Source organism: Deinococcus sp. HSC-46F16, assembly GCF_024171495.1.
Lineage (GTDB): Bacteria > Deinococcota > Deinococci > Deinococcales > Deinococcaceae > Deinococcus.
The window spans coordinates 719,567-745,936 of sequence record NZ_JALJZW010000001.1; the positions used below are offsets into that span (position 1 = coordinate 719,567).

The window sequence follows — 26,370 nt, forward strand, 5'->3', positions numbered from 1 at the left end:
GAGGATAGCAGGGGGCGGCGGGCCGCACCGCCGCCGGGGTTACCAGGCCCGTGGGTCGTGCCCGGCTTCCTCCGCGAGCAGCCACAGCGAGCGCCCCTGCCGGGTGGCCTCGGCCTGGGCGTCGAGCAGCACGCTCTCCAGTTGCGGGCCGAGTTGACGCTGGCGGGCACGGAAAGCGGAATAGTCGGTGAGCAGGATGGCGAAGCGCTCCGGCCGTGCCTCCGGGTCGGTGAGCACGTCGTACAGCGCGTCCCAGTTGCGCCCGAAGTTCTCGGTGAGGGCCAGGCCGCGCAGGAAGGCCAGCATCAGGCTGTCCTTGTCGCGCACCTCGGTGAAATTGACCTCGCGCAGCACCACCTGGTGCCCGGCAGCCAGGATGCGCGGGTCGTGGGGAGCGGTCTGGATGCCCTGCGGCGGCGCCTGAAAGACATTGATCATGGAGCGATCCGCCGAAACGAGGCGTAGTGGTCGGCGGTGTAGTAGCACTCGGCGGTGGGCGGCTCGCGCTCCGCGCACACGATGCGCCGCGCTCCCCGGTCATCCTCGCCGGGAGTGGGCACGGTGTACTCGCGGTAGGTGCCCTGGGGCTGGCGGGGCAGCAGGCGCTCGCGGTTGCCGAACACGCTGCCGTCCTTGCGGTAGGGAAAAGGGCCGTCCGAGGCAATCAGGCCCAGAGTGCGCCGTCCCTCGGGGGGCAGAGCGGCGACCTCGATCCAGGGCAGGCCGCTGACCGGGTCACGGGCGGGCCGGGCCGGGGCCGGAGCGCGGGTCTGGGCCGGGACCGCCTTCCCCATCTGGGACTCGGCAGCAGGCACGTCGCACGCTCCCAGCGCAGCGGCCAGCAGCAGGGCACCCAGGGGCAGGAGACGGCGCAAGCTCACGCCCCGGAGTGTAGGGCAGGGCCGCCCCGCGCCTCCTTGAGCGTTCCCTGTTCGTCCAGCCACGCCAGCAGCTCGGGCAGGAGGTGGGTCAGCCCCTTGTAGGCGACCTGTTCCGGCGTCATGGAGTGCAGCGCGGCGGCGAGGGGCCGGGCCTGCTCCGGGGTAGCGACCGCCTCCCGCAGCGGGCACACGTAGGGCCGGATGGTGAACAGCGCCCCGTGCGCCGATGGAAAACCCGTCAGCGTCTGCCGCTCGACCCGCAGGAAGGCGCGGTCAGGGTCAAAGCGCGTCTCCCCCGCCCGGTCCGCGTCGGGAGGGGCAGCGGGGTGGTGATCGAGGCGGCCACTCATGGCGACCCCCCAGGCAAAGCGCACGAAGGGGCCACGGGCGATGACGGCCTCCACCAGCCGGGGCGCGGTGGCGTTCATCGGCCCGCTTCCGGCGACCGGGGCATGCACCGCCACGAAATCGCGCCCCAGCTTGTCGCGCGGGTCCCAGTGCTGCGGTGAGAGGACGTGCGCGGCGGCCAGCCAGTCGCGCCCTCCCTCCGGGGCGCGGGCGACCACGGCGAGGTCCTCGGGAGCGTTCAGGCCCAGGAAGTCCAGCGCGGTCAGGGGCGCTATTTCGGCCACCAGGGAGGCCAGCGGAGCGTCGAAGCGGGTCAGCCCCTCCACACTCCCCCACCGCAGGCCGAGTTCAGCCGCCCAGCCCAGCGTCCGGTTGGTGAAGCGCCGCCCGTCCCAGATCATCAGACCTCCGCTCTCGGCGGCGAGGGTCCGGGCCACATGGCTCAGGGCAGCCTCCCGCAGCTCTGGCGTTAGCCCCGCCTCGCCCTGGTACTCGTGCGCGGCGCGGCGGTGCGCGGCCACCTTACTGGCGACGAAGCGGCCATAGTCGCGGTCGAGGGCGAAGGTGTGTCCTTCCGCCCGCCCATCCTCCCGCCAGGGGATCGGCTGGGCGCCCAGCCGAAACAGGCCCGCCGACACGCGATACACCCCCTCCATAAAGGGGCGGTACACGGTCGGCGGGTCGGAGAACACGGACTGATTGTGCTACAGCCGCCCAGCTCCCACCAGCAGCAGAATGACCACGCCCACGATCACCCGGTACACCGCGAAGCCCTTGAAGTCGTTGGTAGAGACGAACTTTAGCAGCCAGCCGATGGCGAGGTAGGCCACCACGAAGGAGGTCGCCGCACCCAGCAGCACGTTCAGCAGGCCGATTTCCCCGAAGATCACCTCGCGGTCCTGAATCAGGTTCAGCAGGGCCGCGCCGCCCAGGGTAGGCACGCCGAGGTAAAAGCTGAACTTGGTCGCCGTGGGGCGGTCGAGGCCCAGCACCATGCCGCCCAGGATGGAACTCGCCGAACGCGAGAAGCCCGGCCACAGCAGCGCGAGGCATTGCAGCACGCCGATCAGCAGGGACTTGCGGACCCCGATCTCCTCGATGGCATGCACGTCGGGCCGCACCCGGCGGTTCTCGATCAGCCAGATCAGCACGCCGCCCACGATCAAGGCCCACGCCACCACGGTCGGGTTGAACAGGTTCTCCTGAATCAGGTCGCCGAACAGCAGGCCCAGCACCACGGCCGGAATCGTGGCGACCAGCACGCCCGTCCAGAGGGTCTGCTGCTCGCGGTCGTGGCCGATGTGCCGCAGCTTCAGGAAGTCCCGCCAGTAGTACACCAGCACGCTCAGGATCGCGCCGCCCTGAATGACGACCTCGAAGGCGTCCTTGACCTCCTTGCTCCACGGCACCCCCATCAGGTTCCCGGTGAGGATGAGGTGGCCGGTCGAGCTGATGGGCAGGAACTCCGTGATGCCCTCGACGATCCCGTAAATGATGGCGTAGAACCAATCCATGTCGGGGCGGAGCCTAACACCTGGGACCGGGACAGGCACGTCCCCCGAAAGTCAGCCCTTCTCGCCGTGGCTGCGGGGCTGGGGCCTGACGCCTGACGGCGAGCCTATCCACACCCACAGCAGCGACCTCCTGCCCGTGCGGTTCGAGGGCCAGCCCGCCATGCTCAAGGTCGCGCGAGTGGACGAGGAACGGGTCGGGCACCGCCTGATGGTCTGGTACGGGGGCGAGGGGGCGGCCCGCGTGCTGCGCCACCACGAAGACGCCCTCCTGCTGGAACGGGTCGAGGGCGACCTTCTCCTGACCGAGATGGTGCGGGCCGGGTGGGACGACGAGGCGAGCCGGGTGCTGTGCGGGGTGGTCCGTCAACTCCACACACCCCGCCCGCAGCCGTGGCCTGAGCTGACACCCCTGACCCGCTGGTTCCGCTCTCTGGAGGAGGCGGCACCCCGATCCGGCGGCATCTTCACGCTGTCGCTGGAAGCGGCCCGGCACCTTCTCGGCCACCCGCAGGACCTGCGGCCCCTCCACGGCGACATTCACCACGGCAACGTCCTGCACAGCCGGGAGCGGGGCTGGCTGGCCATCGACCCTAAGGGGCTGATCGGGGAGCGGGGCTTCGACTACGCGAACCTCTTCTGCAATCCCGATCTGGAGGTTGCCGCCACCCCAGGCCGCCTCGCCCGCCAGTCCACCGTCGTGGCGGAGGCGGCGGGGCTGGACCACAGACGCCTTCTCCAGTGGATTCTCGCCTACGCGGGACTCTCGGCCGCGTGGCATCTGGAGGACGGGGAGGAGGGGCAGGCACAGCGAACCCTCGCTGTCGCGTCCCTCGCCGTCGCCGCGCTGAACGACTGATCATCTGCTACACTCTCCGTTTGGGTGCCCCCGTGACCCCTGCCCACCTACGCTGGAACGTCGTGGATGGGCCTGGCCGCAAGAACGTCACCGAGACGGAAGGCTGGCACGAGGACGGCAAACTTGTCCCACCAACGTTCAGGAGTCCCCATGTCGTACATCTCCATGAAGCAACTGCTCGAAGCGGGCGTGCACTTCGGGCACGAGACCAAGCGCTGGAACCCCAAGTTCAAGCGCTTCATCTTCGCCGAGCGCAACGGCATCTTCATCATCGACCTGCAAAAGACCCTCAAGCAGATCGACCGCTCCTTCGACTACATCAAGGACCTCTCCGAGCGCGGCGGCGTGATTCTCTTCGTCGGCACCAAGAAGCAGGCGCAGGAGATCGTGGAACTCGAAGCCCGCCGCACCGGGATGCCCTTTGTCACCAGCCGCTGGCTCGGCGGGATGCTGACCAACTTCAAGACGATGCGCACCCGCATCGACCGCCTGAACGAACTCGACGACCTGTTCGAGTCCGGGCGCATCAACGACCGCCCCAAGGCCGAGCGCATCGCCCTGGGCTCCGAGCGCGAGCGCCTGCTGCGCTTTGTGGGCGGCATCCGCAAGATGACCCGCCTGCCCGACGCGATCTTCGTGGTGGACCCCACCAAGGAAGTCATCGCCGTGCAGGAGGCCAACAAGCTCGGGATTCCCGTGATCGCGCTGGCCGACACCGACTCCGACCCCGATGTCATCGACTACATCGTGCCCGGCAACGACGACGCGATCCGCTCGATCCAGCTCATCACGCACCGCATCGGTGACCTGATCGTGGAGGCCCGTGGCGGCGGCGAGGACGTGTCCGGCGGGCGCGTGGAAGAGGGCAACGCCGATATCGACGCGGCCGAGCAGGGCGAAGAGGGCGACACCAGCCAACTGACCTCGACCCAGGGCCGCGCGGGCTGAGCCAGGGGGGCCACTCGGCACATTCGGGGGCGTCCGGCACAGGTTCGGTGCGCCCCCACTGTTCAGCAACAATCCACTCCTAGGAGGTACGCACCATGATGGAATCGATCAAGAAGCTGCGCGAACTGACCGGCGCGGGCATGATGGACGTGAAAAAGGCCCTGGCCGACGCGGGCAACGACGAGGACAAGGCCGTCGCCCTGCTGCGCGAGCGCGGCATCGTGAAGGCCGCCAAGAAGGCCGACCGTGAAGCCAAGGAAGGCCTGGTGAAGTTCGTCGTGGACGGCAACCGCGCCGCCATCGTCGAGGTGAACTCGGAGACGGACTTTGTGGCCCGCAACTCGGACTTCCAGGCGCTGGTCGAGGGGCTTGCGCAGGCCGCCCTGAAAGCCGGGACCAACGACGTGGAGGAGTTCAAGAACTTCACCCTGGAGAGCGGCGACACCGTGGCGAACACCGTCGCGGCGGCGGCGGGCAAGATCGGGGAGAACCTGGTGCTCAACCGCGTGGCCTACGTCGAGGGCGATACGGTCGCCGGGTACGTTCACTCCAACGGCAAGATCGGCGTGCTCGTCGACCTCGCGGGCGGCGACACCCAGAAGGCCAAGGACGTGGCGCTGCACGTGGCCGCCGAGCGCCCCCAGTACCTCACCCGTGACGAGGTGAACGCCGACGACATCGAGAAGGAGCGCGAGATCCTGACCAACAAGGCGCTCAACGAGGGCAAGCCCCAGCAGATCGTGGACAAGATCGTCTCCGGGCAGATCGGCAAGTTCTACGAGGAGAAGGTGCTGCCCGAGCAGAAGTTCGTCAAGGACCAGAGCCTCACGGTGTCGAAGTACCTGGACGGCGCCCAGATCAAGCGCTTCGTGCGCTTCGAGATCGGCGCGTAAAGGTGAGAGGGGGCGGCCCACAGGGAGCCGCCCTTCTTCTGCACCCCTTCACGGGCCGCTCCTGCTGCTTTTCCCTCCCCACGCCCAGCGGCCCCCGGCCCGGCTGGGCGTTTTGCTGGACTCCCCTTTCCTTCGCAGGAGCGGCTCCGATTCCGCCCGACTTTTTCCCACTTCACCCGGGTTCGTCTTCGACTCACCAGAAGTTTTTCCGAGGTCCATCTATGTTCAAACGCGTACTGCTCAAGCTGTCCGGTGAGTTCCTGGCGGGCGAGTCCGGCTTCGGCATCAACCCCGAGGAGGCGTCGGCGCTCGCCCGGCGGATCGTGGAGGCCCGCGCCGGAACGGACGTGGAACTCGCCATCGTGATCGGGGGCGGCAACCTGTGGCGCGGCGCCCGCAACGGGGCAGGCATGGACGCCGCCACCGCCGACTACATCGGGATGCTGGGCACCGTGATGAACGCGATGGCCCTGCAAGACGCGATGGAGCGGGCCGGACAGCCCACCCGCGTGATGTCCGCCATCCAGATGCAGGCGGTGGCCGAGCCCTACATCCGCCGCCGGGCGATGCGCCACCTCGAAAAGGGCCGCGTGGTGATCTTCGGGGGCGGCAACGGGGCACCCTTTTTCACGACCGACACCACCTCCACCCTGCGGGCACTGGAAATCGGCGCTGAGGTCGTCCTGATGGCGAAGAATCAGGTGGACGGCGTCTACGACAAAGACCCGCGCAAGCACGCGGACGCCCGCCGCTTCGACACGCTGACCCACATGGACGTGGTCGAGCAGCGGCTGGAGGTCATGGACGCCACCGCGATTACCCTCTGCATGGATAAGGGGCTGCCCATCGTGGTGTTCGACCTGTTCGAGGAAGGCAACCTCGCGCGGCTGTTCCGGGGCGAGCGGGTCGGGACGCTGATTCAGAGCGCCTGAGCGGGCGCGGCGCGGTCACCTCTTTTTCACGGACGGTGCCGCTGGCCCCCTGCTCCCGCTAGAATCCCCCGCAAAGGAGACATTCCTATGGCAGACATGAAATCCATTCAGGCCGACGCCCGCGAACGCATGGGCAAGGCCATCGAGGCGCTGGAAAACAACCTCTCGGTGCTGCGCACGGGCCGCGCCAACCCCGGCATTCTCAAGAAGGTGCTGGTGGACTACTACGGCTCCACCATGCCCATCGACCAGGTGGCGAGCATCACCACGCCCGACGCCCGCACGCTGGTCATCACGCCCTGGGACCGGGGGGCCTTGAACCCCATCGAGAAGGCGATCCGCGACAGCGACCTGGGCCTGAACCCCAACAACAAGGGCGACACCATCTTCATCAGCCTGCCCATGCTGACCGAGGAGCGGCGCAAGGACCTCGTCAAGAATGCCCGGAACTACGCGGAAGAAGCGCGGGTGGCCGTGCGGAGCATCCGCAAGCAGGCGCTCGACGAGGTCAAGAAGGTCGAGGGCGTGGGCGACGACGACATCAAGCGCGGCGAGGCCGAGGTCCAGAAGATCACCGACGAGTACATCGCGCGGGTGGACAGCACCTTCCACAAGAAGGAGCAGGAAATCCTCGGGTGAGCGGCTCGGGGCCGGTGGCGTGGGGCGGGTGGACCGCCGGGTGGCTCCGCGCCCCACGCCACGAACGGCGAGCCTGTCGGGGGCAGCCGTGGAATCGCTGAGCACCCGCGTCCTCACCTCGGTGGTGGGGTTCGCGGTGGTCAGTGTGGTCGTCTGGATCGGGTGGGTGGCGCTGCTACCCGCCCTCGTCGTGCTGTCGGTGATGGGCCTGTTCGAATACATCCGGATGCTCGACCGCAACGACATCGACGTGCGCCGGGTCTCCCTGGGGGTCTTCGGGGCAGCGATCATCGTGGCGAGCCTGCCGATGCTTCCGGCGCCCCCGTGGGAGGGCGGCTCCTGGCGCGAGGTCGTGCTGACAGTAGCGCTGGGGTACCTCCTCGTCATGGAGGTGATGCGCCCGGGCGAGCGCCCGCTGGAGCGGGTGGTGTACTCGCTGTTCGGGCTGCTGTATATCCCCTGGCTGCTGGGCTATTTCCTGCTGCTGCGCTACACGCCGGACGGCGAGGCGGGCCTGCTGTACTTCGCGCTGCCGCTGCTGGCGACCTTCGCGGCGGATATCGGAGGCTACTTCGGCGGGCACTTTTTCGGGCGACGCAAGCTGGCCCCGGAGGTCAGCCCTGGCAAGACGGTGGAAGGGGCCATCGGCGGGCTGGCCTTCAGCTTCGTGATCGTGCTGGCGATGACCCAGCTCACCCAGATCGGCTCGCCCCTCGACGCCCTGCTGCTCTCCATTCTGGTGGCGAGCGCCTCGCAGCTCGGGGACCTGTCGGAGAGCCTGATCAAGCGGGCGCTGAAGACCAAGGATTCGGGGAGCAGCCTGCCGGGCCACGGCGGCTTTCTCGACCGCCTCGACTCGCTGCTGTTCGCGGTTCCGGCGACGTATCTGTTTCTGAATATCAGCCTGTTTCCTCGGTAAGTGGGGAGTGGGAAGTAGGGAGTGGGGGCCGGGGCATAGGCTTGCGCTCCCGCTTCCTCTTTTTTCCACTGACCACTTCCCACTATCCACTCCCCCGCCGTGCGCCATGCTGTGCCCGTGAAGCTCACGGTTCTGGGCAGTACGGGAAGCATCGGCACGCAGACGCTGGACGTGGCGCGGGAGCGCGGCTGGCAGGTCGGGGCGCTGGCGGCGGGGCGCAATCTGGAGCTGCTGGAGGCGCAGGTGCGCGAGTTCCGCCCGGAGGTGGTCAGTGTGGCGCCGGAGGCCTATGCGGAGGCCCGCGCCCGCCTCGGAGATGTGCGCGTCATTGCGGACCCGGCCGAACTCGCCACCCTGGAGGCCGACGTGGTCGTCAACGCCATGAGCGGGCTGCCCGGCCTCTCCCCCACCCGCGCGGCGCTGGAGGCGGGGCGGGCGGTGGCGCTGGCGACCAAGGAAGCGATGGTCACGGCGGCGGACCTGATCTGGGGGGCGGCGCGGCGCGGGGGTGGGCGGCTGGTGCCCATCGACTCCGAGCACACGGGCGTCTTTCAGTGCCTGACCGGCGAGCATCTGGACGACGTGGCCGAGCTGATCCTCACGGCGTCGGGCGGCCCCTTCCGGGATGGCCCTGCCGACCTGAGCGCGGTGACGCCCCAGCAGGCCCTCAAGCACCCCTCGTGGAGCATGGGTCAGAAAATCACCATCGACTCGGCCACCCTGATGAATAAGGGGCTGGAGGTGATGGAATGCGCGGCGCTGTACGGGCTGCCGCTGTCAAAGGTGGGCGTGGTCGTGCATCCGCAGAGCGTGCTGCACGCGGCGGTGCGCTTCCGGGACGGCAGCCTCAAGGGGCAGTTCGGGCCGACCGACATGCGGCTCGCCATCGCCTACGCCATCGACGCCGCCCCCACCGGCATGACCCGCCCCGGCGACGTGCAGGGGGCGCGGCGCGGACCGGAGGTGGCGGGGCACCGGGGCTGGCCGCTGACCGGACAGTGGGAGTTCCGCGAGCCGGACCACGCCCGCTTTCCCTGCCTGGGGCTGGCGTACCGGGCCGGAGAAGCCGGGGGCCTGCTTCCCGCCGCCCTGAACGCCGCCGACGAGGTGGCCGTGCCCGCCTTCCTGGCCGGGGAGATCGGGTTCACCGACATTTCCCGGCTGATCGAGCGGGTGCTGAACGAGACGCCGCCGGGCGAGCTGACCTGGGACGCCTTGGAGGAAACGACCCGCTGGGCGACGGTCCGGGCGCGGGAGTTGGCGGCGGGGGTGGGGGCGTGAGTGTCCTCCAGAGCATCGCGGCGGCGCTGACCCCGGTGGGGCTGCTGTGGACGCTGCTCCTGATCGGGGTGGCGACCTTCCTACACGAACTGGCGCACTACGCGCTGGCGCGGTGGCAGGGGGTGGCGGTGCATTCCTTCAGCGTGGGGATGGGGCCGGTGCTGTTCAAGCGGCGCTGGCGCGGGACCGAGTGGCGGCTGAGCCTGCTGCCCATCGGCGGATATGTGGAGATCGACGGCATGGCCCCCGAGGAGGACGGGCAGGGCGGCCTCCGGCAGGCCACGCGGGGCTTTGCGGCGCTGCCCGCCTGGGGCAAGGTCGCGGTGCTGCTGGCCGGGCCGCTGATGAATCTGGTGCTTGCGTTGGGGCTGATGACGGCCACCTTCGCCGGGCAGGGGGTGGCGGTGCCCATTTCCGACCGCGCCCGCGTGCAGTCGGTGCAGCCCGGCTCCCGTGCCGAGGCGCTGGGCCTGCGTCCAGGGGACGTGATCGTGGCCCTGAACGGCCGGGACATCCCCGAGACGCGCACGGTGGGCGGCCAGTCCCGGCCCGGCTGGGAAGGCGTGCGCGACCTGCTGGCGACGAGCGGCCCCAAGACTTTGACCGTGCAGCGGGGGGAAGAGACGCGGGAGGTCACCTTCGACTGGCAGGCGCGGGTGAATGGCGAACGGCAGCTCCTGGGCATCGGCTACGGCCCGGAGGTCACGTACCAGCGCCTGAGCGTGCCCAACGCTTTTGCCACCGCCGTCACGACCACCACCGAGGCCGTGCCCCAGATTCTGCGGGCCTTCGGGGGACTGTTCGCCCGCTTCTTCACCCTGGACCTTTCGCGCGACGAGAATGTCAGCGGTCCCATCGGCACCGCCGAGATCGTCAGCCAGGCGGCCAGTGTGGGTTTCTGGGCGCTGGTGCAGATCGCCACGCTGCTCAACCTGTCACTCGCCTTTTTCAACCTGATTCCCATTCCGGGGCTGGACGGCGGGCGCATCCTGCTGGTGCTGGTGGGATCGCTGCGGGGCCGCCCGCTGAGTTTCTCGCAGGAACAGGCGATCAACCTCGCGGGCTTCGCGCTGGTGATGCTGCTGATGGTGTTCGTGGTGGTGCGGGACGTGAGCCGCTTTTTCTGACGATTGAGGGGGAGGGGCCGGGCTGAGCAGGGTGCCCGGCCCCTTCTCTTGCCTGCGGCTGGATGGCGAGCGCCGGAGCTTTCGGCGGGGCCGCCCTCTGCCATACTCCCCAGCGTGAACGGGGAGCGGGAGACGCGGACGGACGTGCTGGTGGTGGGCGGGGGTCCGGCGGGGCTGTACGCTGCCTTCTATGCGGGCTGGCGCGGCCTGACCGTGCGGCTGCTGGAGGCGCGGAGCGAGTTGGGCGGGCAACTGTCGGCCCTCTACCCCGACAAGGTGATCTACGACGCGCCCGGCAGCCCCCAGACGCGGGCCGGGGACCTCGTGCGGGCGCTGGAGTCACAACTTGCGCCGTTGGCGGTGGCCGTGCATCTGGGCGAAGTGGCGCGGACGCTAGAGCCCGACCCGGCGGGCGGCTGGCTGGTCGGAACGGACCGGGACACGTACCCGGCGGACGCGGTCATTCTGGCGGCGGGGCTGGGGGCACTCCTGCCACGTGAGGTGCGCGTGCCGGGGGCCGGGACGCACCCTGACGTGCGGGCCGACCTGCCTGACCCGGCCAGCCTCGCGGGACGCCGGGTGCTGGTGGTGGGCGGCGTGCCGCAGGCGACCCGTGCGGCGACCGAACTCGCGGCGGCGGGAGCGCGGGTGACCCTGACCCACCGCCGGGCGGGGTTCCGGGGCGATCCGGGGACGCTGACGGCGCTGGAGGCAGGGCGAGCGGCAGGCACGCTGGAGGTTCTCGCCCCGGCCGTGCTGGACCGACTGACGCCCACGGGCGCGGTGCTGACCCTGGGTGGCGAGGCGCGGGAGGTGGAGGCTGATACGGTGCTCGTCCTAAACGGCTACCTCCCCGACCTCTCCCCGCTCGCAAACTGGCCGCTGGACTGGCAGGGCGAGTATGTCCCCGACGGTCCCGGAGGCGAGACAGTGCTGCCCGGCGTGTACGTGGTGGGCGACCTCGCCCGGTCGGGCGGGGACTTCAAGCTGCTGTCGGTGGCGTTCGCGCAGGCGGCCGTCGCCGCCAACTACGCCACGCACCACGTTCGGCCCGAACTCAAGGTCCGGCCGGGGCACAGCAGCGAGAAGGGGGGGTATCCCGCTCGGCCCGCTCCGGAGGGCTGAGACAGCGCCCCTCTCACCAACCCGGCTAGAATGCCCCGCATGGCGTTTTTGTCGGCCCTGCTCCTCGTGCTCGCATTTCTGGTGGGGAGCCTGCCGCTGGGCCACTGGCTGCTGCGGCGGCTGGGGGTAGACCCCCGCGTGAACAGCGCCTACAACCTCGGCGTGGAGAACGTGCTGCGGCGGGTCGGCCCCGGCCCGGCGGCGGCGAGCGCGGGGCTGGACGCCGCCAAGGGCTTCCTGGCCGTGCTGATGGCCTCGGCGGTGGGGTCGCCGGAGGTGTGCGTGCTCGCGGGGCTGGCGGCGTACCTGGGGCACCTCAACCCACCCCGGTTCCTGTATGGCGACACCCCGCCGCGTGGCCGGGGCAACCTCGTGCTGCTGGGGGTGCTGGCGGGGCTGTCGGTGGCGGGCCTGAGCCTGTGGCTGACGGTCCTGCCCGTGGTCGTCTATGCCGCCGTGCTGGGCTACTGGGGCTACGCGAGCGGGGCCACATTGCTGGGGCTGCTGGCCTTCGCCGTGCTGGTGGCCGTGTCGCCGCTGGGGATTCCGGCCAAGCTGGGGGCGCTGGGGCTGCTGGTGGCGGCGGCGTGGCGTTTCAAGGAGAACCTGGGGCGCATCCTCGACGGCACCGAGCCGAAGGCCTTCGCGGACGTGCCGGTGGCAGGCAAGCGGGCCGATCAGGTCGTGACCGCCTTCATGATTCACCCCATGACGCTGGAGAACTTCTGGCAGTCGCGCCGCTTCGCCTGGATGAAGCCGCTGGTGGACCGGGGCGTGATCAGCGAGGCCAGCGTGCGGCGAATGGCCGAGAACCTGCGGCCCATGAAGGTGGGCGAGCTGCACGGCATCAAGACGAACGAGGGCAAGGAGATCCGCTGCTACCTGCTGAGTAGCCCCCTCCTCCCCGACGTGTTCCGCGACCAGCCCGACCTTGCCACCCGGCGGGCCATCGAGGGGGCGCGGCTGGCGCAGGAACTGGGGGCCGAGGTCTTCGGGCTGGGGGCCTTCTGGAGCGTGGTGGGCAACAAGGGCGTGGACGTGCAGGCGGCGGTCCCCGACCTCACGATCACCAACGGCGGCGCGTACACCAGCGGCACCATTAAGGCAGCGATTCCGGGCATCCTGCGCCACTTCGCGGAGACGGGGCGCGACCTGAAACGGGCCACGGCGGGCATCGTGGGGGCCAACGGCGTGGTCGCCTTCGGCATCGCGCGGACCATCGCCCCGCAGGTCGGTAAGGTCATCATGATCGGGCGCGACATGGAGCGGTTGGAGCGCAGCGCGAACACCCTGCGCCGGGCGGCGAGGGACACCGAGATCGTCACCACCACGAGCTACGACACGCTGCGCGAGGCCGACCTGATCTTCAGCGCGACTTCCGACCCCAACCCGGTGATTTTCCCCGAGCACGTCAAGCCTGGGGCCTGGATCTTCGACGAGGGCCGCCCCGCCGACGCGCACGAGAGCGTGCTGGACGTGCCCGGCGTGCGCCTGATTCCCGGCGGCGTGGTGCGGCCCCCCGGCGGCATGACGAGCAACATCGACCTCCAGTTCGGCGAAGGCGCCGTGCCTGCCTGCCTCGCGGAAACGCTGATCATTGCCGCGACGGGCGAGCACCACCGCAAGAGCCTGGGGCCGCAGACCCTGACGGAGAACATCAACTTCTTCGTGGAGCAGGCCGACCGGTTGGGGTTCGAGGTGGTGGACTGAGGGACTCCCCACCGGGACTTCCCGCACCCTCTATGCGCCCGCGCCCACCTACACTGATCCCGATGGGAGGCCACCCCAATGATTGAACGCATTCACCTCGCCAAGCCGCGCGGCTTTTGCGCGGGGGTCGTCATGGCGATCGGGGCGGTGGAAAAGGCCGCCCGTCAGGAGACGGGGCCGCTGACGGTCTACCACTCCATCGTGCACAACCACACCGTCGTGGAGCGTCTGGAGCGGCAGGGCGGCGTGCAGTTCGTGGAAAGCCTGGACGACATCTCGGCCCTGCCGCAGGGCAGCGAGACGGTGGTCTTCAGCGCCCACGGGGTCAGCCCGGCGGTGCGCGAGCGGGCGCGGGCGCTGGGACTGGCCACCATCGACGCGACCTGCCCGCTGGTCACCAAGGTCCACACCGAGGCCAAGAAGTACGCGCGGGAGGGCTACACCATCCTCTTGATCGGCGACAGCGCCCGGCACCAGGAGGTCATCGGCACGCGCGGCGAGGCGCCCGAACACACCATCGTCGTCGGCGTCCTGGGCAAGACGGGCGAGGGGCTGCACGACCCCTACACGGTGGAGGTGCCCGACCCCGAGCGGGTGGTGGTGCTGACCCAGACCACGCTCAGCGTGGACGACACGCGGCGGACGGTGGACATCCTGAAAGCCCGCTTCCCGGCGCTGGTGGTCCCGCCCAGCGAGGACCTGTGCTACGCCACCAAGAACCGTCAGGACGCGGTGAAGGCCATCGCGCCGCAGGTGGACGCCTTCCTCGTGCTGACCAGCCCGCACTCCAGCAACGGTATGCGCCTGCTGGAACTCGCCCGCGACCTGTGCGGCCGGGCCGAGCGGCTGGAGACGGCGGCGGACCTCGCGGGGCTGAACCTGACGGGCATCCGGGCGCTGGGCATCACCAGCGCGGCGAGCACCCCCGACGACCTCGTGCAGGAGGTGGTCGCGCACTTCCGGGCGCTCAATCCGGCCCTTACAGTCGTCGAGGAAGGCGAGTGGGAGAACATCGAGTTCCGCGAGCCGAAGAAGATCCTGCCCACGCAGGAGCTGCCGCGCACAATGCGCTGAGCGGGCACACGCACCGCAGAGGCCGGGCATCCGAACCCGGCCTTTGGCGTTGGCTGAACGCTGATACGCATTCCAGTTGAACAGTCAGGCAGACTGTTCATCCCGAGCGGACTGCCAAAGCTGTGAGGCCGAGCGAGTGGGAACACAACGGTGGCCGGGAAGGGAGTTCTCGAACCGGGAGAGCGCCGATTCGGGGACGGATGGGACGGAACCCGTATGAAAGCTTTCCCTACACCCCGCCCGGCAAGGCGGGCAACCACCACGGCGTTTTGACCGCCGTCCCGCGTGCCCATTCGAAGTCGAAGAGGCCCTGCGCCTCCGCGATGGCCGCCGCGTCGCTGGTCGCCAGCGAGTACTCGACGAGGCCAGTGCGACCGAACGACGAGAAATGGAGGTTGTGGCTGCCCACCACCAGCATCTCGTCATCTACCAGCACCATCTTGGTGTGGGCGCCGCCCTCGGTGCCGTACCAGCGGGCCTGGAGGTGGTCGTCCAGCCCCAGCCCGCGCAGTTCGAGGCGCAGGGCACGCAGCAGGCCCAGGGTCTCGGCTTGCAGGGCGGGGTCGTAGTCGAGCAGCAGCCTGACCGTCACCCCGTGGTCACGGATGGCGGACACGACCGCCCGCCACACTGGAAGCTGGCGCTGCGGGGCACACCCCGCCAGCTCGGACAGCTCACCCACGCAGCCGAATGTGCCCCCGATCTGAGACTGAATGATGTCCAGCCGGGTGCGGGAGGCGCCGAACAGCTCGGCCATGGCCTGATCCGCCCCGGTGTACCCGTTCCGCCGGTAGAGGGGATAGACGTGGGCCTCCCCCGCCGGGGCTGCCGGAGTCGGCCAGACCAGCGGCCAGGGGGACGGCCCCGCCGCCAGCGTGCAGTCGCGGCGCAGCAGGCCGGGGCGGGGGCGCCGGGTGCAGGTAAGGAGGCGTCCCAGTTCCCAGGTGTCGCGCACGGCGGCGAGGGCGTGCCGGGCAACCGGACCACGCACCCAGATGCCCTGGTCCGCGAGGTCGAGGCCCCGCCCCCCCGGCGCGTCCCCCGGCAGGTGGTTGATGCTGATGTTGAAGCCGCCCGCGAGCACCCGCTCGCCGTCTTGCACGATCACCTTCATGTGGCTGTGCGGGTAGGTGTAGGCGTAGCTGGCGAGTTCCAGCCGCCAGCCGGGGACCGTGTCTCCAGTCAGGGGCACGCCCGCCGCCAGCAGGTGCTCGGCCGCCGCGTAGATGTTGGCGCGGGGGTCGAGGGGCGCACTCGCCCGCACCGTGTTGCCGAACAGCAGCCGCACTGTCAGCCCCGCCGGGTACCGCTCCGGGTGCGCGGCGAGGTCCCGGCGCAGCGCAGCGATGGCGAGCGCCACCGAGGCCCCCGGCGCGTCCGCCCCCTCGTCCCAGATCATGTTGGCGATCACCAGTTCGCGCCGGGTCCGCCCCAGCTCGGCCACCAGCGCGTCATAGCCGCCCTGCGGGGTGCGCGGCTGGGCGCTGTAGGCAGGGTCGGCCTGGGGCAGATGCAGCAGCCCCTCCACCCGGTTGCCGCAGCTCAGGGCCGCGCCCTGGCCCCCGGTGCGCTCATACAGTAGGCGGTCGAGGCGGGCGGTCGGCTCGGGGCAGGCGTTCAGGCCCAGGCCATCGAGGGCGGCGCGGTCCGGCGGCGGGAGGTTCAGCCCCAGCGGGCCGGGGGCCTGGAGGGGCTGGGCGGCGGCCTCTGCACCGGGAGCGGCCAGCAGCGTCAGGAGGGCGATCAGGCCGCCGAGCAGGGGCCGGGGCAGGCGGGGGCGCATAGGGCCGCAGCCTACCCCGCCCGGCGCACGGGGCACCGGGAGAACGCGCACCATACCCCCGCTGGGGGCGCTAGCCTGCCCCCATATGAGGCTTCTCAGCGTTCACGTGGGCCAGCCCACCGCCGTGCAGGTCGGACCCCGCCAGATCGTCAGCGGCATCCGCAAACACGCGGTGCCCGGCCGGATCGGGGTCACGGCGGCGGGGCTGGACGGCGACCACGTCCTGAACCGCAAGCACCACGGCGGCCCCGATCAGGCCGTCTACGTCTACACCCGCGAGGATTACGCCCACTGGGAGGAGGCCCTGGGCAAGCCACTGGAACCGGGCACCTTCGGCGAGAACCTGCTGCTGGAGGGACTGGAATCGGCCGGGATCGCGATCGGGGAACGCTTCCGGGTGGGAGGCGTGTTGCTGGAAGTGACCGCCTCCCGGATTCCCTGCGCGACGCTGGGGGCGCGGATGGGGGATGCGGGCTTCGTCAAGCAGTTTGCGGCGGCCCGTCGCCCCGGCTTCTACACCCGCGTGCTGGAAGGCGGCGACGTGGGCGCGGGTGACCCGGTGACCCGCGAGGCTGGCCCCGCCGGAGCGCCCAGGGTCGTGGACACCTTCGACCTGTGGTTCACTGCCCAGCCCCCCCGCGAAGAGCTTCAGCGCTGGTTGACGTACCCACTCGCCGTGCGGCTGCGGCGGGGCGTGGAGGAACTGCTGGCCGCCCAGGACCGCCCGAACCCCGCCCCTTCCCCGGTCGGCTGATCCCATGTCGAGGTCCCATGAGGAAGAACGGCGCCGGTTGCTCGCGGCCTACGACGCGCAGCTCAGGGAGCAGGCCGAGATGTCGGGCGCCACGAGCCACGACCGCGACGGACCGCTGTGGCGCGGAAAGTTCGGGGCACGGGGCCTGGTTTCGTACCGTTCGCTGGAGGGCTGTACGGGTCAGGCCCTGGATGACCTGATCGCACAGACGGTGGCGCACTACGCCGCCGACCCCACCATCACCTCCGCCGAGTGGAAGACGCGGGGGCATGACCTCCCCACTGACCTCCCCGACCGTCTGCGGGCACACGGCTTCCAGCCCGAGGAGGCGGAAACTGTCATGGTCGGCGAAGCGCGGCACCTCGCCGGGCCAGTCACCCTGCCAAGCGGCGTCCGGTTGCGCCGCATCGACGACCAGCCCGATCCCCTCCCCGATGTCACGCGGGCGGCCGACACGCAAAGCCGGGTGTTCGGCTTCCCATTCCGGCCCGAGGAGCTGATGCGGCGGCTGGAGAGACACCGCGGCCACATCGAACTCTGGATCGCGGAAACCGCGGACGGGGTCGTCTGTGTCGGCCGCCTGGAAGTGGTGCCGGGCACGGAATTCGCGGGCCTGTGGGGGGGCGGGACGCTGCCCGAGTGGCGCGGCCAGGGCATTTACCGGGCGCTGACCGCCGCCCGCGCACAGTCGGCGCTGGACCGGGGCGTCCGCTATCTGCACAGCGACAGCACGGACGCCTCGCGGCCCATTCTGGAACGCAGCGGCCTGCTGCCCGTCACGACGACGACGCCCTACGTCTGGGAGCGCCCCTAGGCCAGCGGCTCAGGCCCGCAGGCGGTCGCCGTACTCCTTGCGCAGCTTCGCCACCTTGGGCGCGATCACGGCCATGCAGTAGGGCTGGCGCGAATTGTTGGCGTAGTAGTCCTGGTGGTAATCCTCGGCAACGTAAAACTCGGTCGCGGGTTCGACCGTGGTCACGATGGGGCGGTCGAAGATGCCCTGCGCGGTCAGGTCGGCCATCACCTCACGGGTGGTCTGCTCCTGCTCGCTGTTCAGCGGAAACACTGCCGAGCGGTACTGGGTGCCCATGTCGGCGCCCTGGCGGTTGAGGGTGGTGGGGTCGTGGGTGGCGAAAAAGAGAGTGAGCAGGTCGCGGAAGCTCACCTGCGCGGGGTCGAAGGTCACCCGCACCGCCTCGGCGTGCCCGGTCGTGCCGCTGCACACGCTGCGGTAGTCGGGGTTGGGGGTGTGGCCGCCGATGTAGCCGCTTTCCACCTTCGTCACACCGCGCACGTCCTTCATGACGGCCTCCGTACACCAGAAGCACCCGCCCGCCAGAATCGCCTGTTCGGTCTGCCCGCCATTCGGTGAAGTCATACCCGGATTCTGCCGTGTGGGGGCCTGGGGGAGGGGGCGCGGGGGCACGGTTGACCGCAGGGGCGGGGCGCGGAACGCAGTACGCGGTTTTTCTCCTGCCTTCCGCGTCCCGGGCACCGCTTACCCGAACAGCAGCCGCGCCGCCACCAGCACCACGATCACCCCGTAGATCACCTTCACGAAGCCGCTGCCGCGCAGCATCGCCATTCGCGCCCCCAGAGTGGCCCCCAGCGCGTTCGCCACGCCCATCGGCAACCCGATCCACCACACCATCTGCCCGCCGATCAGGAAAAACAGGAAGGCCCCGAGGTTGGTGGCAAAGTTGATCGTGCGGGCGTTGCCGCTGGAGCGGACCAGATTGAAGCCCGCCAGCGCGAACAGGAACATCAGGAAGGTGCCCGTCCCCGGCCCCAGGAAGCCGTCGTAGATGCCGATCACGAAGGCGCCCGGCAGCGTCAGCGCCAGCGTGCGGGTGGTCAGGCCGGGGTAACGGTCTTCCAGGCCAAAGCGCTTGTTCGCCAGCACCAGCGCCCCCACGCCTAGAATCACCACGCCGACCAGCGTGCGGAAGGCGTCCGGGTCCACGAAGCGCACCAGAAAGGCCCCCAGCGCACTCCCCACCAATGCGAGCGGAATCAGCCGCAGCACCAGCCCGCGCTCCACATGGCCCTTGCGCCAGTACTGCACGGTCGCGCTCCCCGACCCGAAGATGGCGAGCAGCTTGTTGGTGGCGACCGTCTGCGCCGGAGTCAGGCCCATGAAAAAGAGCGTGGGCAGCGTGATCGTGCCGCCGCCCCCCGCCACCGCATCGATAAAGCCCGCCAGAAAGGCGAGCGGGAGGCCGTAGAGCAGGACTTCGGGGCCGGGCACGGGGGGCAGTATAGGAGGGGGGAGCAGGCGCGAGGCCCAGGCCGGACGCCTCCCCAGTTCTGGGCCGGGGCGGTCCGCTGACCAGGATCGCCTCCGCCCCCTGCGGGGTGCATGATGGGGCGAACACACCGCAGGAGAAGTACCCGCAAGATCGGCGGAACACACGCCCCATTCACCTCCCTTCCGGCCTGTGGGAAGGGCCGAAACGGAAAGGTGGAGACGCACATGAGGAGCGAACCGGCCGGGGACCTGTGGCGGACAGCCGAAGCGTATGAGGCCTATATGGGCCGCTGGAGCCGCCGTCTCGCGCCCCTGTTCCTGACGTGGCTGGGGCCAGTGCCGCACCGCTGCTGGGTGGACCTGGGCTGCGGCACTGGCGCACTGAGTGCCCAGATCGCCCGCACCTGCCAGCCGCGCCGCCTGCTCGGGCTGGACCTGTCGGAAACGTTCTTGCCCTATGCCGCCGGGCAGGTCCCTGAAGCCACCTTCTTGCAGGGGAACGCCGCCGACACGCGCCTGCCTGCCAGGGAGTTCGATCACGCGGTCAGCGGCCTCGTGCTGAATTTCACGCCTGATCCAGTTCAAGCCCTGCGCGAGATGGCGCGGCTGACCCGTCCCGGCGGGCAGGTGGCCCTGTACGTCTGGGACTACGCGGGACAGATGCAGATCATGCGGCACTTCTTCGACGCCGCCCGCCGCATCGATCCGGGCTCGGCCGCCTTTGATGACGGGATTCAGGCCCCGATCTGCCGTCCTGAACCGTTACGCCAGGCGCTCGGAGCCGTGGGGCTGATGGATGTGAACGTGACCGCCCTCGACATTCCGGCGGCGTTCGAGAATTTTGAGGCCTACTGGTCGCCGTTTCTGGGCGGGACAGGCTCTGCACCGAAGTATTGCGCGGCCCTGGACCCCGAAACCCGTGAGCGGATCAGGGAGGCGGTGCGTGCCTCCCTCCCCACCGGTCCCGACGGCGCAATTCTGCTCGCGCTGCGGGCCTGGGCGGTCAAGGGGACGGTTCCTGCCTGAGCCCCCCAGGAGGTGACGCCCAAAGGTCCGCTGCTGCACCACGCCGCAACCTCCTCTGCCCTCTTTGCTGGGTCAGGCGGGGCGGTGGGTAGACTGCCTCCCCCTACTCCTGATCCTTGCCCAGATCACTGCCCCGGCGGGTGGCCGCCACGACCGCCCGCATCATCGCGCCGCGCACGCCCGCCGCCTCCAGCACCTCCAGCCCGGCGATGGTGGTGCCGCCAGGACTGGCGACCTCGTCCTTGAGCAGGCCGGGATGCGCCCGCTGCTGGAGAAGTTCGCCACTGGCGACGAGCACCTTGGCGGCGAGTTCGTGGGCCAGCGCCCGCGGCAACCCCATCCGCACCGCGCCGTCGGCCAGCGCCTCGGCCACCAGCGCGGCGTAGGCGGGGCCGGAGGCGCTCATGCCGGTAAAGGCGTTGAAGAGGTGTTCGGGGAGGTCGTATACGTCGCCCACCGCGCAGAAGAGGGACCGGGCGAAGTCGAGGTCCCCGCTGAGTTCCGCCTCGCGCGGGGCGGTGATCGCGGTCTGGCTCCGGCCGATGGTGGCGGCGAGGTTGGGCATCACCCGCACCACCCGCTTGGTGCCCAGGCGGCGGGTCAGGGTATTCGTGCTGACCCCGGCCATCGTGCTGATGTACCCGGCGTTTTCCTGCGCGAGCCACTCGCTGATTTCGGGAAAGACGCGCGGCTGCACGCTGACGAGCACCCGTTCGGCGAAACGCAGGTCGGACGCCCCGATCAGCGCGGCCCCCGTGCGCGAGGCGAGGTCGGAGGCCCGCCCCGCGTTCGCGTCCAGCAGCCCGATGTCTCCCGCTGCCATCACCCCGCGCGACAAGACTCCTTCCAGCAGGGCCAGCCCCAGCTTCCCGACACCGACGATGGCGAGTTTCATGGGGGAGAGTGTAGAGGCTCGTGGCGCGGGGCGTGTCGCTTGTGCAGAGGCGCTGGCTTCGGCCCCGGCCCTCCACAAGCCACGAGCCACAGGCCACCCGCCCGCTACACTCTCCCCCATGCTCGTGTACCACCTCCCCGGCACCTTCCAGACCCGCGAAACCGACCTCGACTCCCTGTGGGAGGCGGGCGCGACCGGGCTGGAAGAACGGGCCGGAGCGATCCGCGTGTATTTCGACGAGCGGGTGCCACTGCCCGACTCCGTTTCAGACGGTGAGTGGCGCGAGGAAGCCGATCAGGACTGGCAGGCCGAGTTTCGCCGCACCCTGCGCCCGGTGCGGGCGGACCGGGTGACCATCGTGGCCCCGTGGCAGCGAGGCGAGGTGGAGCCGGGGCAACTTCCGCTCGTGATCGAGCCGGGCATGGCCTTCGGGACCGGGCACCACGCGACCACCCGGCTGGCGGTGGAGGCCCTCTCCGCGCTGGAGCTGGGCACGCGCGGGCCGGGGGGCACCGGGGCGCGGGTGCTTGACGTGGGAACCGGCAGCGGCGTCCTCGCGCTCGCGGCGGCGCTGCTGGGCGCCCGCTTCGCCTTCGGGGTGGATATCGACCCCGTCACCGTGCCCATCGCGCGGGAGAATGCCGAGATCAACGGCGTCCCCGCCTCGCAGGTGCGTTTCGAGGAAGGCACGCTGGGGCTGGACGCGCTGACTTTCCCAGAGGAGGGGGTGGACGCCTACGACGTGGTCGTGGCGAACCTCTACGCCGAGCTGCACGACCTGCTCGCCGGGGAGTACGCCGCCCACCTTGTGCCGGGGGGCGACCTGATCCTGACGGGCATCCTGACGGGCAAGCTGGAGCTGGTGCGGGAGGCGCTCGCGCGGGAAGGCTTCGGGGACGTGCGCGAGACCGTGGACGGCGAGTGGGCGCTGGTGACCGCCCGCCTGCCGCAGTGAGGGCCGGAGATGGCTGAGCACCGTGTCCGCGTCCCTGCCCTGACCCCCCAGATGACCCTGGGGCCGCGTGAAGCCCGGCACCTGCACGTGCTGCGGCTGCGGCCAGGCGACCCCGTGCGCGTCTTCGACGGCCAGGGGGCCGAGGCGGGGGCGACCCTGGAAGAACTGGACGACACCCGCGCCGTCCTCGCGCTGGGGGAACGGGTGGCGGGCACCGCCGAGACGCCGCAGCCCGTCACATTGGCCGTCGCGCTGCTGAAGGGGGACAAGCTCTCGGACGTGGTGCGGGCCGCCACCGAACTCGGCGTGGCCCGCGTGCAACTGCTCGTCACCCGGCACGCCGACGCCCGCGAGATCGGCGGGCAGAAGCTCACGCGCCTGCGCCGGGTCGCCGAGGAAGCCAGCAAGCAGTCGCGCCGGGCGGTGACGCCGGAGGTGCTTGACCCCGTTTCCCTGACCGACCTGAGCTGGGAGGGCCAGTTGTTCGTCGCCCAGCCTGGCAGCCGGGAGCGCCTGACGGACCACCTGACCTGGGACGCCCCGGTGACGGTGCTGACCGGGCCGGAGGGCGGCCTCTCGGACGCGGAGGTCGCGGCCCTGACCGCACGGGGCGCCGTCGCCGTCACCCTCGGCCCGCGCATCCTGCGGGCGGAGACGGCCCCGGTGGCGCTGCTGGGGGCCATCGTGGCGACCGGGGTGTAGGGCGGGGCCTGCCCTCACGGCCCCTCCTTACAATGCCCCCATGTCCCCCCGCCTCCTGCTGACCCTGCTGCTGCTGGCCCCCGCCCTGGCGGGCTGCCGCTACAACTTCGTGCCGCTGATTCCCCCGCAGATCGAGGTCGAGCTGCCCGCCCGCATCACCGAAGCCAGCCTGCGCCGCGCGGGGCAGGAACTGGAACTGCGGGCGCGGGTGGAGGGCCGCTTCGAGCCGGGCTATCTGGAGGTCGTGTGGTTCGACGGCTCGCGCGAACTGGGGCGCGACAGCGTGTACCTCGACGCCGCGCAGCGGGAGGCCCGTTTCACGCTGGCCGCCCCCGCGCAGGGGGCCTACCGCGCCGCGCTGAGCTTCGGGGGCACGGTGCTGCGGCAGGTCGAGCTGTACGAGGTCCGGCCATGACCGCTCCCCGCGAGCGTGCAGGCGTGGTGGAGTGGACGCGCGGCACCCTCGACCGCTGGGTGTGGCGCGGCGGCGAGGTCGTGCCCTACCGTCAGGAACCCTGGGCCGCTCCGGTGAACTACGGCTGCCTGCCCGACCTGCTCAACCCCGCCGACGGCAGCGACGTGGACGCCGTGTGGCTGGGCGAGCCGCTCGCCGTAGGCACCCGCCTCAGTGCCCCGCCCGCCGGACTGCTGCACCTTGCGGACGGCGACCACAAGGTCATCTTCGGGAGTCTGGAGGAACACCACGGCGGCGACCTCCTCGCACTGCTGGCGTGGTTCGGCCCGGAGCGGGGGGCGCAGGTGCTGGGGCCGGAAGAGGCCGAAGCGTGGTTGGCGGGGCTGGAGCAGCAGCAAACAACCCCAGGCGCGTGACCTGGGGCTGGTTGGGGGAAGGGGCTTACTGACCCTTCGCCTCGGCGTAGCGGCGGGCGACCTCGTCCCAGTTGACGACGTTCCAGAAGGCCGCGAGGTAGTCGGGGCGCTTGTTCTGGTAGTTCAGGTAGTAGGCGTGCTCCCACACGTCCACGCCCAGGATCGGGGTGCCGCTCGCGCCGCTGATCGACTCGCCCATCAGCGGGTTGTCCTGGTTGGCGGTCGAGACGACGGCCAGCTCACCGTTTTGCACGACCAGCCACGCCCAGCCCGAGCCGAAGCGCGTCTTGGCCGCGTCCTCGAACTTCTGCTTGAAGGCGTCGAAGGACCCGAAGGCCTGCTCGATCGCCCCCGCCAGTTCACCCTGCGGCTGGCCCTGCCCCTGCGGGGTCATGACCTGCCAGAAGAGGCTGTGGTTGGCGTGGCCGCCCGCGTTGTTGCGCAGGGCGGTCTTCTTGTCGGCGGGGACGCGGTCGAGCTGCGCGATCAGCTGCTCGGCGGGCAGGTCCGCCATCCCGCTGCCTTCCAGCGCCTTGTTCGCGTTGTCGATGTAGGTCTGGTGGTGCCGGGTGTGGTGAATCTCCATCGTCCGCGCGTCGATATGGGGTTCGAGGGCGTCGTAGGCGTAGGGCAGCGGGGGCAATTGGTAGGCCATGAGGATGCTCCTTTCGGGCCGGGCTCCACCCGCCCACGGTGGGCGGGTGGGGGCGGCATCGGCCCTCATCTTAGCCGCGCCCCCGCCCCCGGCGGGCTTAAGGGAAAGTTCAGATGCCAGCAAAAACCCCCTCCCAGGCGCGGGAAGGGGACTGGGGGAATGAGCGGGGTCAGCGGACGCGCGTCAGCCCCTCGCGGGCGAGGGCGTAGTCGGGGTTGAGCTTGAGCGCCCGTTCGTAGTTCTCGCGGGCCTTGAGGCGGTCGGGCGCGATGGACCCGGCGCCGCGCTCGTAGCTCAGGCCCAGGTAATAGATCCACTCGGCGGTCGTGCTGCCGAGCGCCACCGCGCGGGTGAGGTTCTCGCGGGCCGCCTTGAGGTCCCCGGCGTCGAGGTCGAGGCGCCCGAGGTAGTAGTAGAACTCGGGGTAGCGCAGCGGATCGAGCCGCACGGCCTGCGTGAGCTGTGCCCGCGCGGTCACCGGGTCGCGGCTGAGGTAGCTCACCACGCCGTATTGCCCCACCGCGTAGGGGTTGTTCGGCGCGAGGCGGGCCGCCTGCGCGGCTTCGGGCTTCGCAGCGGCGGTGTTGCCGCTGATCGCCAGGAGTTTGGCGTAGTAGGCGCGGTTGTAGGCGTCGGCAGGATCGGTGATGACCGCCCGCTGAAGGCTGTCGATGGCCGACACGAGGTTCCCGGTGGCGTAGTACATATCCCCGAGGTTGAAGAGAATCAGCCCATTGTCGGGATTCAGCGTGCTGGCCTGCTTAAAGGCCTCGATGGCCTGCCCCGCCGCGCCCTGGAGCCGCAGCACGTTGCCGCGCTCGTTCCAGACCTTGCTGAGATTGAGTTTGCGCTCGGCTTCCGGGCTGGCCTGCGCGAGGGCTTCGGCTTGGGTCAGGACCCCCAGGGCCTGCGCGAGGTTGCCCGACACGCTGGCCCGGTCCCCCGCCCCGATAAACTGCTGCTGGTACGCCTGCGCGAGCGCGAGGTGCCCGCTGAGATTGCGGGCGTCCTGGGTGGTCAGGCGCCGCAGCGTCTCGATGGCGGGCGCGTACAACCGCAGCTTGACCTGCGAACGGCCCAGGCCGAGCAGGGCGTCGCTGCTGCGGGGGTCAATCTCGGCCGCGGCGCGAAAGGCCACGTAGGCTTGATCGAAGTTGCCCCGGCCGTAGTAGAAGTTGCCCAACGCCACGTAGTTCGCGGCGGGCAGCGGGGCCGCCTGGGGCGTCGCCGGAGCCGCAGGCTGCGCCGGGGCAGGCGCCGCCGGAGGCGTCTGCGTTGCGGGCGCCGACGCGGGTGGCGCCTGGGTCTGGGCCAGGGCCGCAGACAGGGTGGCCGCCACGAGCAGCGGGCCGAGGGTACGTCGTTTCACTCAGAAACCTCCAGGGTTGAGGCTAACACTGGCCCCGGAGGGGTGCAAGCCGGAGTCGGGGGCCAGGACGGGCCGCATGCGTTCAGCATAGGGTGACCCGCCAGAACCGGGGTGAAGCCCGTGTGAGAGGGCAAAATCGGGGCGGCGGAGGGCAGAGGCATCGTCCCCGGCAGCGTAGGAGCGCCGGGTGACGGGCACCTGACGGCCCCACTACGGCGGCCCTAGACTGCCCCCATGCCTTCTCCCTTCCCATCCCAGCCGCGCCGATTGGGCCTGACCGGCAGCATCGGCGCGGGCAAGAGCACGGTCGCGGCCCTCCTGCGGGAGCGCGGCCTGACCGTCCTCGACGCCGATGAGGTCGCCCGGGAGGTAACCCGTGACCCCAGCGTGCTGGCCGAGATCGGAGCCGAGTTTCCCGGCGTGGTGCAGGGCGGCGAACTGGACCGGGGAGCGCTCGCGGCGCGGGTGTTCGGGGACCCGGCGCGGCTGGCGGTCCTGAATGGCATCACCCACCCCCGCGTGCGGGCGCGAATGCTGGCGCTGGAGCAGGAGGCCGCCGCCCGTGGGGAGGAGTGGACCGTGCAGGACGTGCCCCTGCTGTTCGAGGGGGGCCTGGACAGGCAGATGGACGCCGTGCTCGTCGTGGATGCCCCGCTGGAGGTGCGCGTCTCACGCGTCATCGCCCGCTCCGGCCTAAGCCGCGAGGAGGTGCTGGCGCGGGATGCCCGCCAGATGCCCGCCGAGGAGAAACGGCGGCGGGCGACCTTCGTGCTGGACAACAGTGGGGAGGTGGAGGCCTTGGCGGGGCAGGTGGGCGCGGCGATGGCCGCGCTGGGCATCCAGCCTCCAGCGGCCAGCGGCCAGCAAGAGAAAAGCCCCAGCATTCGCTGAGGCTCCCTCCTCTC

At 70.4% G+C, this 26,370-nt stretch carries 29 protein-coding genes; 19 read left to right on the top strand and 10 right to left on the bottom strand.

The window, feature by feature from the left end:
• Positions 1–39: 39 nt before the first annotated feature.
• Genes L1280_RS03625 through L1280_RS03640 form a run of 4 tightly spaced genes read right to left on the bottom strand, consistent with a single transcriptional unit; the run spans position 40 to position 2,743 of the window.
• Positions 40–438, bottom strand: coding sequence for a barstar family protein (locus L1280_RS03625; protein WP_253580709.1), 399 nt, complete (start codon positions 436–438; stop codon positions 40–42).
• Positions 435–881, bottom strand: a complete 447-nt coding sequence (locus L1280_RS03630; protein WP_253580710.1) for a ribonuclease domain-containing protein — start codon at positions 879–881, stop codon at positions 435–437. The genes L1280_RS03625 and L1280_RS03630 overlap by 4 nt, the downstream gene beginning before the upstream one ends.
• Complete coding sequence (locus tag L1280_RS03635) at positions 878–1,921, bottom strand: heme-dependent oxidative N-demethylase subunit alpha family protein (RefSeq protein ID WP_253580711.1); 1,044 nt, start codon at positions 1,919–1,921, stop codon at positions 878–880. The genes L1280_RS03630 and L1280_RS03635 overlap by 4 nt, the downstream gene beginning before the upstream one ends.
• A gap of 12 nt (positions 1,922–1,933) precedes the next feature.
• The gene (locus L1280_RS03640; RefSeq protein WP_253580712.1) at positions 1,934–2,743 is read right to left on the bottom strand and encodes an undecaprenyl-diphosphate phosphatase; all 810 of its coding nucleotides are present in this window, start codon (positions 2,741–2,743) and stop codon (positions 1,934–1,936) included.
• Here L1280_RS03640 and L1280_RS03645 point away from each other — a divergent pair.
• The 11 genes from L1280_RS03645 (at position 2,742) to ispH (ending at position 14,247) form a co-directional block, all read left to right on the top strand.
• Complete coding sequence (locus L1280_RS03645) at positions 2,742–3,599, top strand: aminoglycoside phosphotransferase family protein (RefSeq protein ID WP_253580713.1); 858 nt, start codon at positions 2,742–2,744, stop codon at positions 3,597–3,599. The genes L1280_RS03640 and L1280_RS03645 overlap by 2 nt on opposite strands.
• 150 nt (positions 3,600–3,749) lie before the next feature.
• A complete protein-coding gene (rpsB, locus tag L1280_RS03650) occupies positions 3,750–4,547 on the top strand; it encodes a 30S ribosomal protein S2 (RefSeq protein ID WP_253580714.1) in 798 nt (265 codons plus the stop codon).
• 95 nt (positions 4,548–4,642) lie between these two features.
• Complete coding sequence (gene tsf, locus L1280_RS03655; RefSeq protein ID WP_253580715.1) at positions 4,643–5,440, top strand: translation elongation factor Ts; 798 nt, start codon at positions 4,643–4,645, stop codon at positions 5,438–5,440.
• 221 nt (positions 5,441–5,661) lie between these two features.
• The gene (gene pyrH, locus L1280_RS03660; protein WP_253580716.1) at positions 5,662–6,372 is read left to right on the top strand and encodes a UMP kinase; all 711 of its coding nucleotides are present in this window, start codon (positions 5,662–5,664) and stop codon (positions 6,370–6,372) included.
• Positions 6,373–6,459: 87 nt separating this feature from the next.
• Positions 6,460–7,011, top strand: coding sequence for a ribosome recycling factor (frr, locus tag L1280_RS03665; protein ID WP_253580717.1), 552 nt, complete (start codon positions 6,460–6,462; stop codon positions 7,009–7,011).
• 88 nt (positions 7,012–7,099) lie between these two features.
• Entirely contained in the window at positions 7,100–7,930 is an 831-nt protein-coding gene (locus L1280_RS03670) for a phosphatidate cytidylyltransferase (protein WP_253580718.1), read from the top strand.
• 117 nt (positions 7,931–8,047) lie between these two features.
• Entirely contained in the window at positions 8,048–9,211 is a 1,164-nt protein-coding gene (gene dxr, locus L1280_RS03675; protein WP_253580719.1) for a 1-deoxy-D-xylulose-5-phosphate reductoisomerase, read from the top strand.
• Positions 9,208–10,338 (top strand): site-2 protease family protein, encoded by a 1,131-nt coding sequence (locus L1280_RS03680; protein WP_253580720.1) that lies wholly within the window; start codon positions 9,208–9,210, stop codon positions 10,336–10,338. The genes dxr and L1280_RS03680 overlap by 4 nt, the downstream gene beginning before the upstream one ends.
• 114 nt (positions 10,339–10,452) lie before the next feature.
• Complete coding sequence (locus L1280_RS03685) at positions 10,453–11,463, top strand: FAD-dependent oxidoreductase (RefSeq protein ID WP_253580721.1); 1,011 nt, start codon at positions 10,453–10,455, stop codon at positions 11,461–11,463.
• A 39-nt stretch (positions 11,464–11,502) separates the two neighbouring features.
• The gene (locus L1280_RS03690; protein WP_253580722.1) at positions 11,503–13,173 is read left to right on the top strand and encodes a glycerol-3-phosphate acyltransferase; all 1,671 of its coding nucleotides are present in this window, start codon (positions 11,503–11,505) and stop codon (positions 13,171–13,173) included.
• A 78-nt stretch (positions 13,174–13,251) separates the two neighbouring features.
• On the top strand, positions 13,252–14,247 hold the full coding sequence (gene ispH, locus L1280_RS03695) for a 4-hydroxy-3-methylbut-2-enyl diphosphate reductase (protein ID WP_253580723.1): 996 nt from the start codon (positions 13,252–13,254) through the stop codon (positions 14,245–14,247).
• Positions 14,248–14,476: 229 nt separating this feature from the next.
• Here ispH and L1280_RS03700 read toward each other — a convergent pair whose 3' ends face one another.
• Positions 14,477–16,030, bottom strand: a complete 1,554-nt coding sequence (locus tag L1280_RS03700; protein ID WP_253580724.1) for a phospholipase D-like domain-containing protein — start codon at positions 16,028–16,030, stop codon at positions 14,477–14,479.
• An 85-nt stretch (positions 16,031–16,115) separates the two neighbouring features.
• Between L1280_RS03700 and L1280_RS03705 the strand changes: the two genes are divergently transcribed.
• Together L1280_RS03705 and L1280_RS03710 are read left to right on the top strand one after the other, a co-directional pair.
• A complete protein-coding gene (locus L1280_RS03705) occupies positions 16,116–16,784 on the top strand; it encodes an MOSC domain-containing protein (protein ID WP_253580725.1) in 669 nt (222 codons plus the stop codon).
• Positions 16,785–16,788: 4 nt separating this feature from the next.
• Complete coding sequence (locus L1280_RS03710; RefSeq protein ID WP_253580726.1) at positions 16,789–17,598, top strand: GNAT family N-acetyltransferase; 810 nt, start codon at positions 16,789–16,791, stop codon at positions 17,596–17,598.
• 9 nt (positions 17,599–17,607) lie between these two features.
• On the opposite strand, the gene msrA is transcribed toward L1280_RS03710, so the two are convergent.
• On the bottom strand, positions 17,608–18,162 hold the full coding sequence (msrA, locus tag L1280_RS03715) for a peptide-methionine (S)-S-oxide reductase MsrA (RefSeq protein ID WP_253580727.1): 555 nt from the start codon (positions 18,160–18,162) through the stop codon (positions 17,608–17,610).
• A 120-nt stretch (positions 18,163–18,282) separates the two neighbouring features.
• Positions 18,283–19,032, bottom strand: a complete 750-nt coding sequence (locus L1280_RS03720) for a TSUP family transporter (protein ID WP_253580728.1) — start codon at positions 19,030–19,032, stop codon at positions 18,283–18,285.
• A 225-nt stretch (positions 19,033–19,257) separates the two neighbouring features.
• Between L1280_RS03720 and L1280_RS03725 the strand changes: the two genes are divergently transcribed.
• Positions 19,258–20,058 carry a class I SAM-dependent methyltransferase gene (locus L1280_RS03725; protein WP_253580729.1) on the top strand — a complete coding sequence of 267 codons (801 nt, stop codon included), beginning with the start codon at positions 19,258–19,260 and terminating at the stop codon, positions 20,056–20,058.
• A gap of 103 nt (positions 20,059–20,161) precedes the next feature.
• On the opposite strand, the gene proC is transcribed toward L1280_RS03725, so the two are convergent.
• Positions 20,162–20,953, bottom strand: coding sequence for a pyrroline-5-carboxylate reductase (proC, locus tag L1280_RS03730; RefSeq protein WP_253580730.1), 792 nt, complete (start codon positions 20,951–20,953; stop codon positions 20,162–20,164).
• Positions 20,954–21,071: 118 nt separating this feature from the next.
• On the opposite strand from proC, the gene L1280_RS03735 reads away from it, so the two are divergent.
• From L1280_RS03735 to L1280_RS03750, 4 genes are read left to right on the top strand one after another with little or no spacing between them, the layout of a single operon-like run.
• Entirely contained in the window at positions 21,072–21,908 is an 837-nt protein-coding gene (locus L1280_RS03735) for a 50S ribosomal protein L11 methyltransferase (protein WP_253580731.1), read from the top strand.
• Between the two features lie 9 nt (positions 21,909–21,917).
• Positions 21,918–22,610: a 16S rRNA (uracil(1498)-N(3))-methyltransferase gene (locus L1280_RS03740; RefSeq protein ID WP_253580732.1), complete on the top strand. Its 693-nt coding sequence runs from the start codon at positions 21,918–21,920 to the stop codon at positions 22,608–22,610.
• Positions 22,611–22,650: 40 nt separating this feature from the next.
• Positions 22,651–23,025, top strand: a complete 375-nt coding sequence (locus L1280_RS03745) for a hypothetical protein (protein WP_253580733.1) — start codon at positions 22,651–22,653, stop codon at positions 23,023–23,025.
• Positions 23,022–23,441, top strand: coding sequence for an inorganic pyrophosphatase (locus tag L1280_RS03750; RefSeq protein WP_253580734.1), 420 nt, complete (start codon positions 23,022–23,024; stop codon positions 23,439–23,441). Before L1280_RS03745 ends, L1280_RS03750 begins: the two co-directional genes overlap by 4 nt.
• A 25-nt stretch (positions 23,442–23,466) precedes the next feature.
• Here L1280_RS03750 and sodA read toward each other — a convergent pair whose 3' ends face one another.
• The gene (gene sodA / locus L1280_RS03755; protein WP_253580735.1) at positions 23,467–24,096 is read right to left on the bottom strand and encodes a superoxide dismutase [Mn]; all 630 of its coding nucleotides are present in this window, start codon (positions 24,094–24,096) and stop codon (positions 23,467–23,469) included.
• 169 nt (positions 24,097–24,265) lie between these two features.
• Positions 24,266–25,465 (bottom strand): tetratricopeptide repeat protein, encoded by a 1,200-nt coding sequence (locus L1280_RS03760; protein ID WP_253580736.1) that lies wholly within the window; start codon positions 25,463–25,465, stop codon positions 24,266–24,268.
• A 234-nt stretch (positions 25,466–25,699) separates the two neighbouring features.
• Here L1280_RS03760 and coaE point away from each other — a divergent pair, with 234 nt between their 5' ends.
• A complete protein-coding gene (gene coaE / locus L1280_RS03765) occupies positions 25,700–26,356 on the top strand; it encodes a dephospho-CoA kinase (RefSeq protein WP_253580737.1) in 657 nt (218 codons plus the stop codon).
• Positions 26,357–26,370 lie beyond the last annotated feature (14 nt).

Bases quoted from the DNA above. Each gene is read 5' to 3' on its own strand.
- rpsB (WP_253580714.1), top strand. From the start codon at position 3,750: ATGTCGTACATCTCCATGAAGCAACTGCTCGAAGCGGGCGTGCACTTC.
- L1280_RS03750 (WP_253580734.1), top strand. From the start codon at position 23,022: ATGACCGCTCCCCGCGAGCGTGCAGGCGTGGTGGAGTGGACGCGCGGC.
- L1280_RS03725 (WP_253580729.1), top strand. From the start codon at position 19,258: ATGAGGAGCGAACCGGCCGGGGACCTGTGGCGGACAGCCGAAGCGTAT.
- L1280_RS03710 (WP_253580726.1), top strand. From the start codon at position 16,789: ATGTCGAGGTCCCATGAGGAAGAACGGCGCCGGTTGCTCGCGGCCTAC.
- tsf (WP_253580715.1), top strand. From the start codon at position 4,643: ATGATGGAATCGATCAAGAAGCTGCGCGAACTGACCGGCGCGGGCATG.
- L1280_RS03700 (WP_253580724.1), bottom strand. From the start codon at position 16,030: ATGCGCCCCCGCCTGCCCCGGCCCCTGCTCGGCGGCCTGATCGCCCTC.
- L1280_RS03640 (WP_253580712.1), bottom strand. From the start codon at position 2,743: ATGGATTGGTTCTACGCCATCATTTACGGGATCGTCGAGGGCATCACG.
- L1280_RS03735 (WP_253580731.1), top strand. From the start codon at position 21,072: ATGCTCGTGTACCACCTCCCCGGCACCTTCCAGACCCGCGAAACCGAC.
- sodA (WP_253580735.1), bottom strand. From the start codon at position 24,096: ATGGCCTACCAATTGCCCCCGCTGCCCTACGCCTACGACGCCCTCGAA.
- L1280_RS03645 (WP_253580713.1), top strand. From the start codon at position 2,742: ATGTCGGGGCGGAGCCTAACACCTGGGACCGGGACAGGCACGTCCCCC.
- frr (WP_253580717.1), top strand. From the start codon at position 6,460: ATGGCAGACATGAAATCCATTCAGGCCGACGCCCGCGAACGCATGGGC.
- msrA (WP_253580727.1), bottom strand. From the start codon at position 18,162: ATGACTTCACCGAATGGCGGGCAGACCGAACAGGCGATTCTGGCGGGC.
- L1280_RS03740 (WP_253580732.1), top strand. From the start codon at position 21,918: ATGGCTGAGCACCGTGTCCGCGTCCCTGCCCTGACCCCCCAGATGACC.
- L1280_RS03625 (WP_253580709.1), bottom strand. From the start codon at position 438: ATGATCAATGTCTTTCAGGCGCCGCCGCAGGGCATCCAGACCGCTCCC.
- proC (WP_253580730.1), bottom strand. From the start codon at position 20,953: ATGAAACTCGCCATCGTCGGTGTCGGGAAGCTGGGGCTGGCCCTGCTG.
- L1280_RS03705 (WP_253580725.1), top strand. From the start codon at position 16,116: ATGAGGCTTCTCAGCGTTCACGTGGGCCAGCCCACCGCCGTGCAGGTC.
- coaE (WP_253580737.1), top strand. From the start codon at position 25,700: ATGCCTTCTCCCTTCCCATCCCAGCCGCGCCGATTGGGCCTGACCGGC.
- L1280_RS03690 (WP_253580722.1), top strand. From the start codon at position 11,503: ATGGCGTTTTTGTCGGCCCTGCTCCTCGTGCTCGCATTTCTGGTGGGG.
- ispH (WP_253580723.1), top strand. From the start codon at position 13,252: ATGATTGAACGCATTCACCTCGCCAAGCCGCGCGGCTTTTGCGCGGGG.
- pyrH (WP_253580716.1), top strand. From the start codon at position 5,662: ATGTTCAAACGCGTACTGCTCAAGCTGTCCGGTGAGTTCCTGGCGGGC.
- L1280_RS03745 (WP_253580733.1), top strand. From the start codon at position 22,651: ATGTCCCCCCGCCTCCTGCTGACCCTGCTGCTGCTGGCCCCCGCCCTG.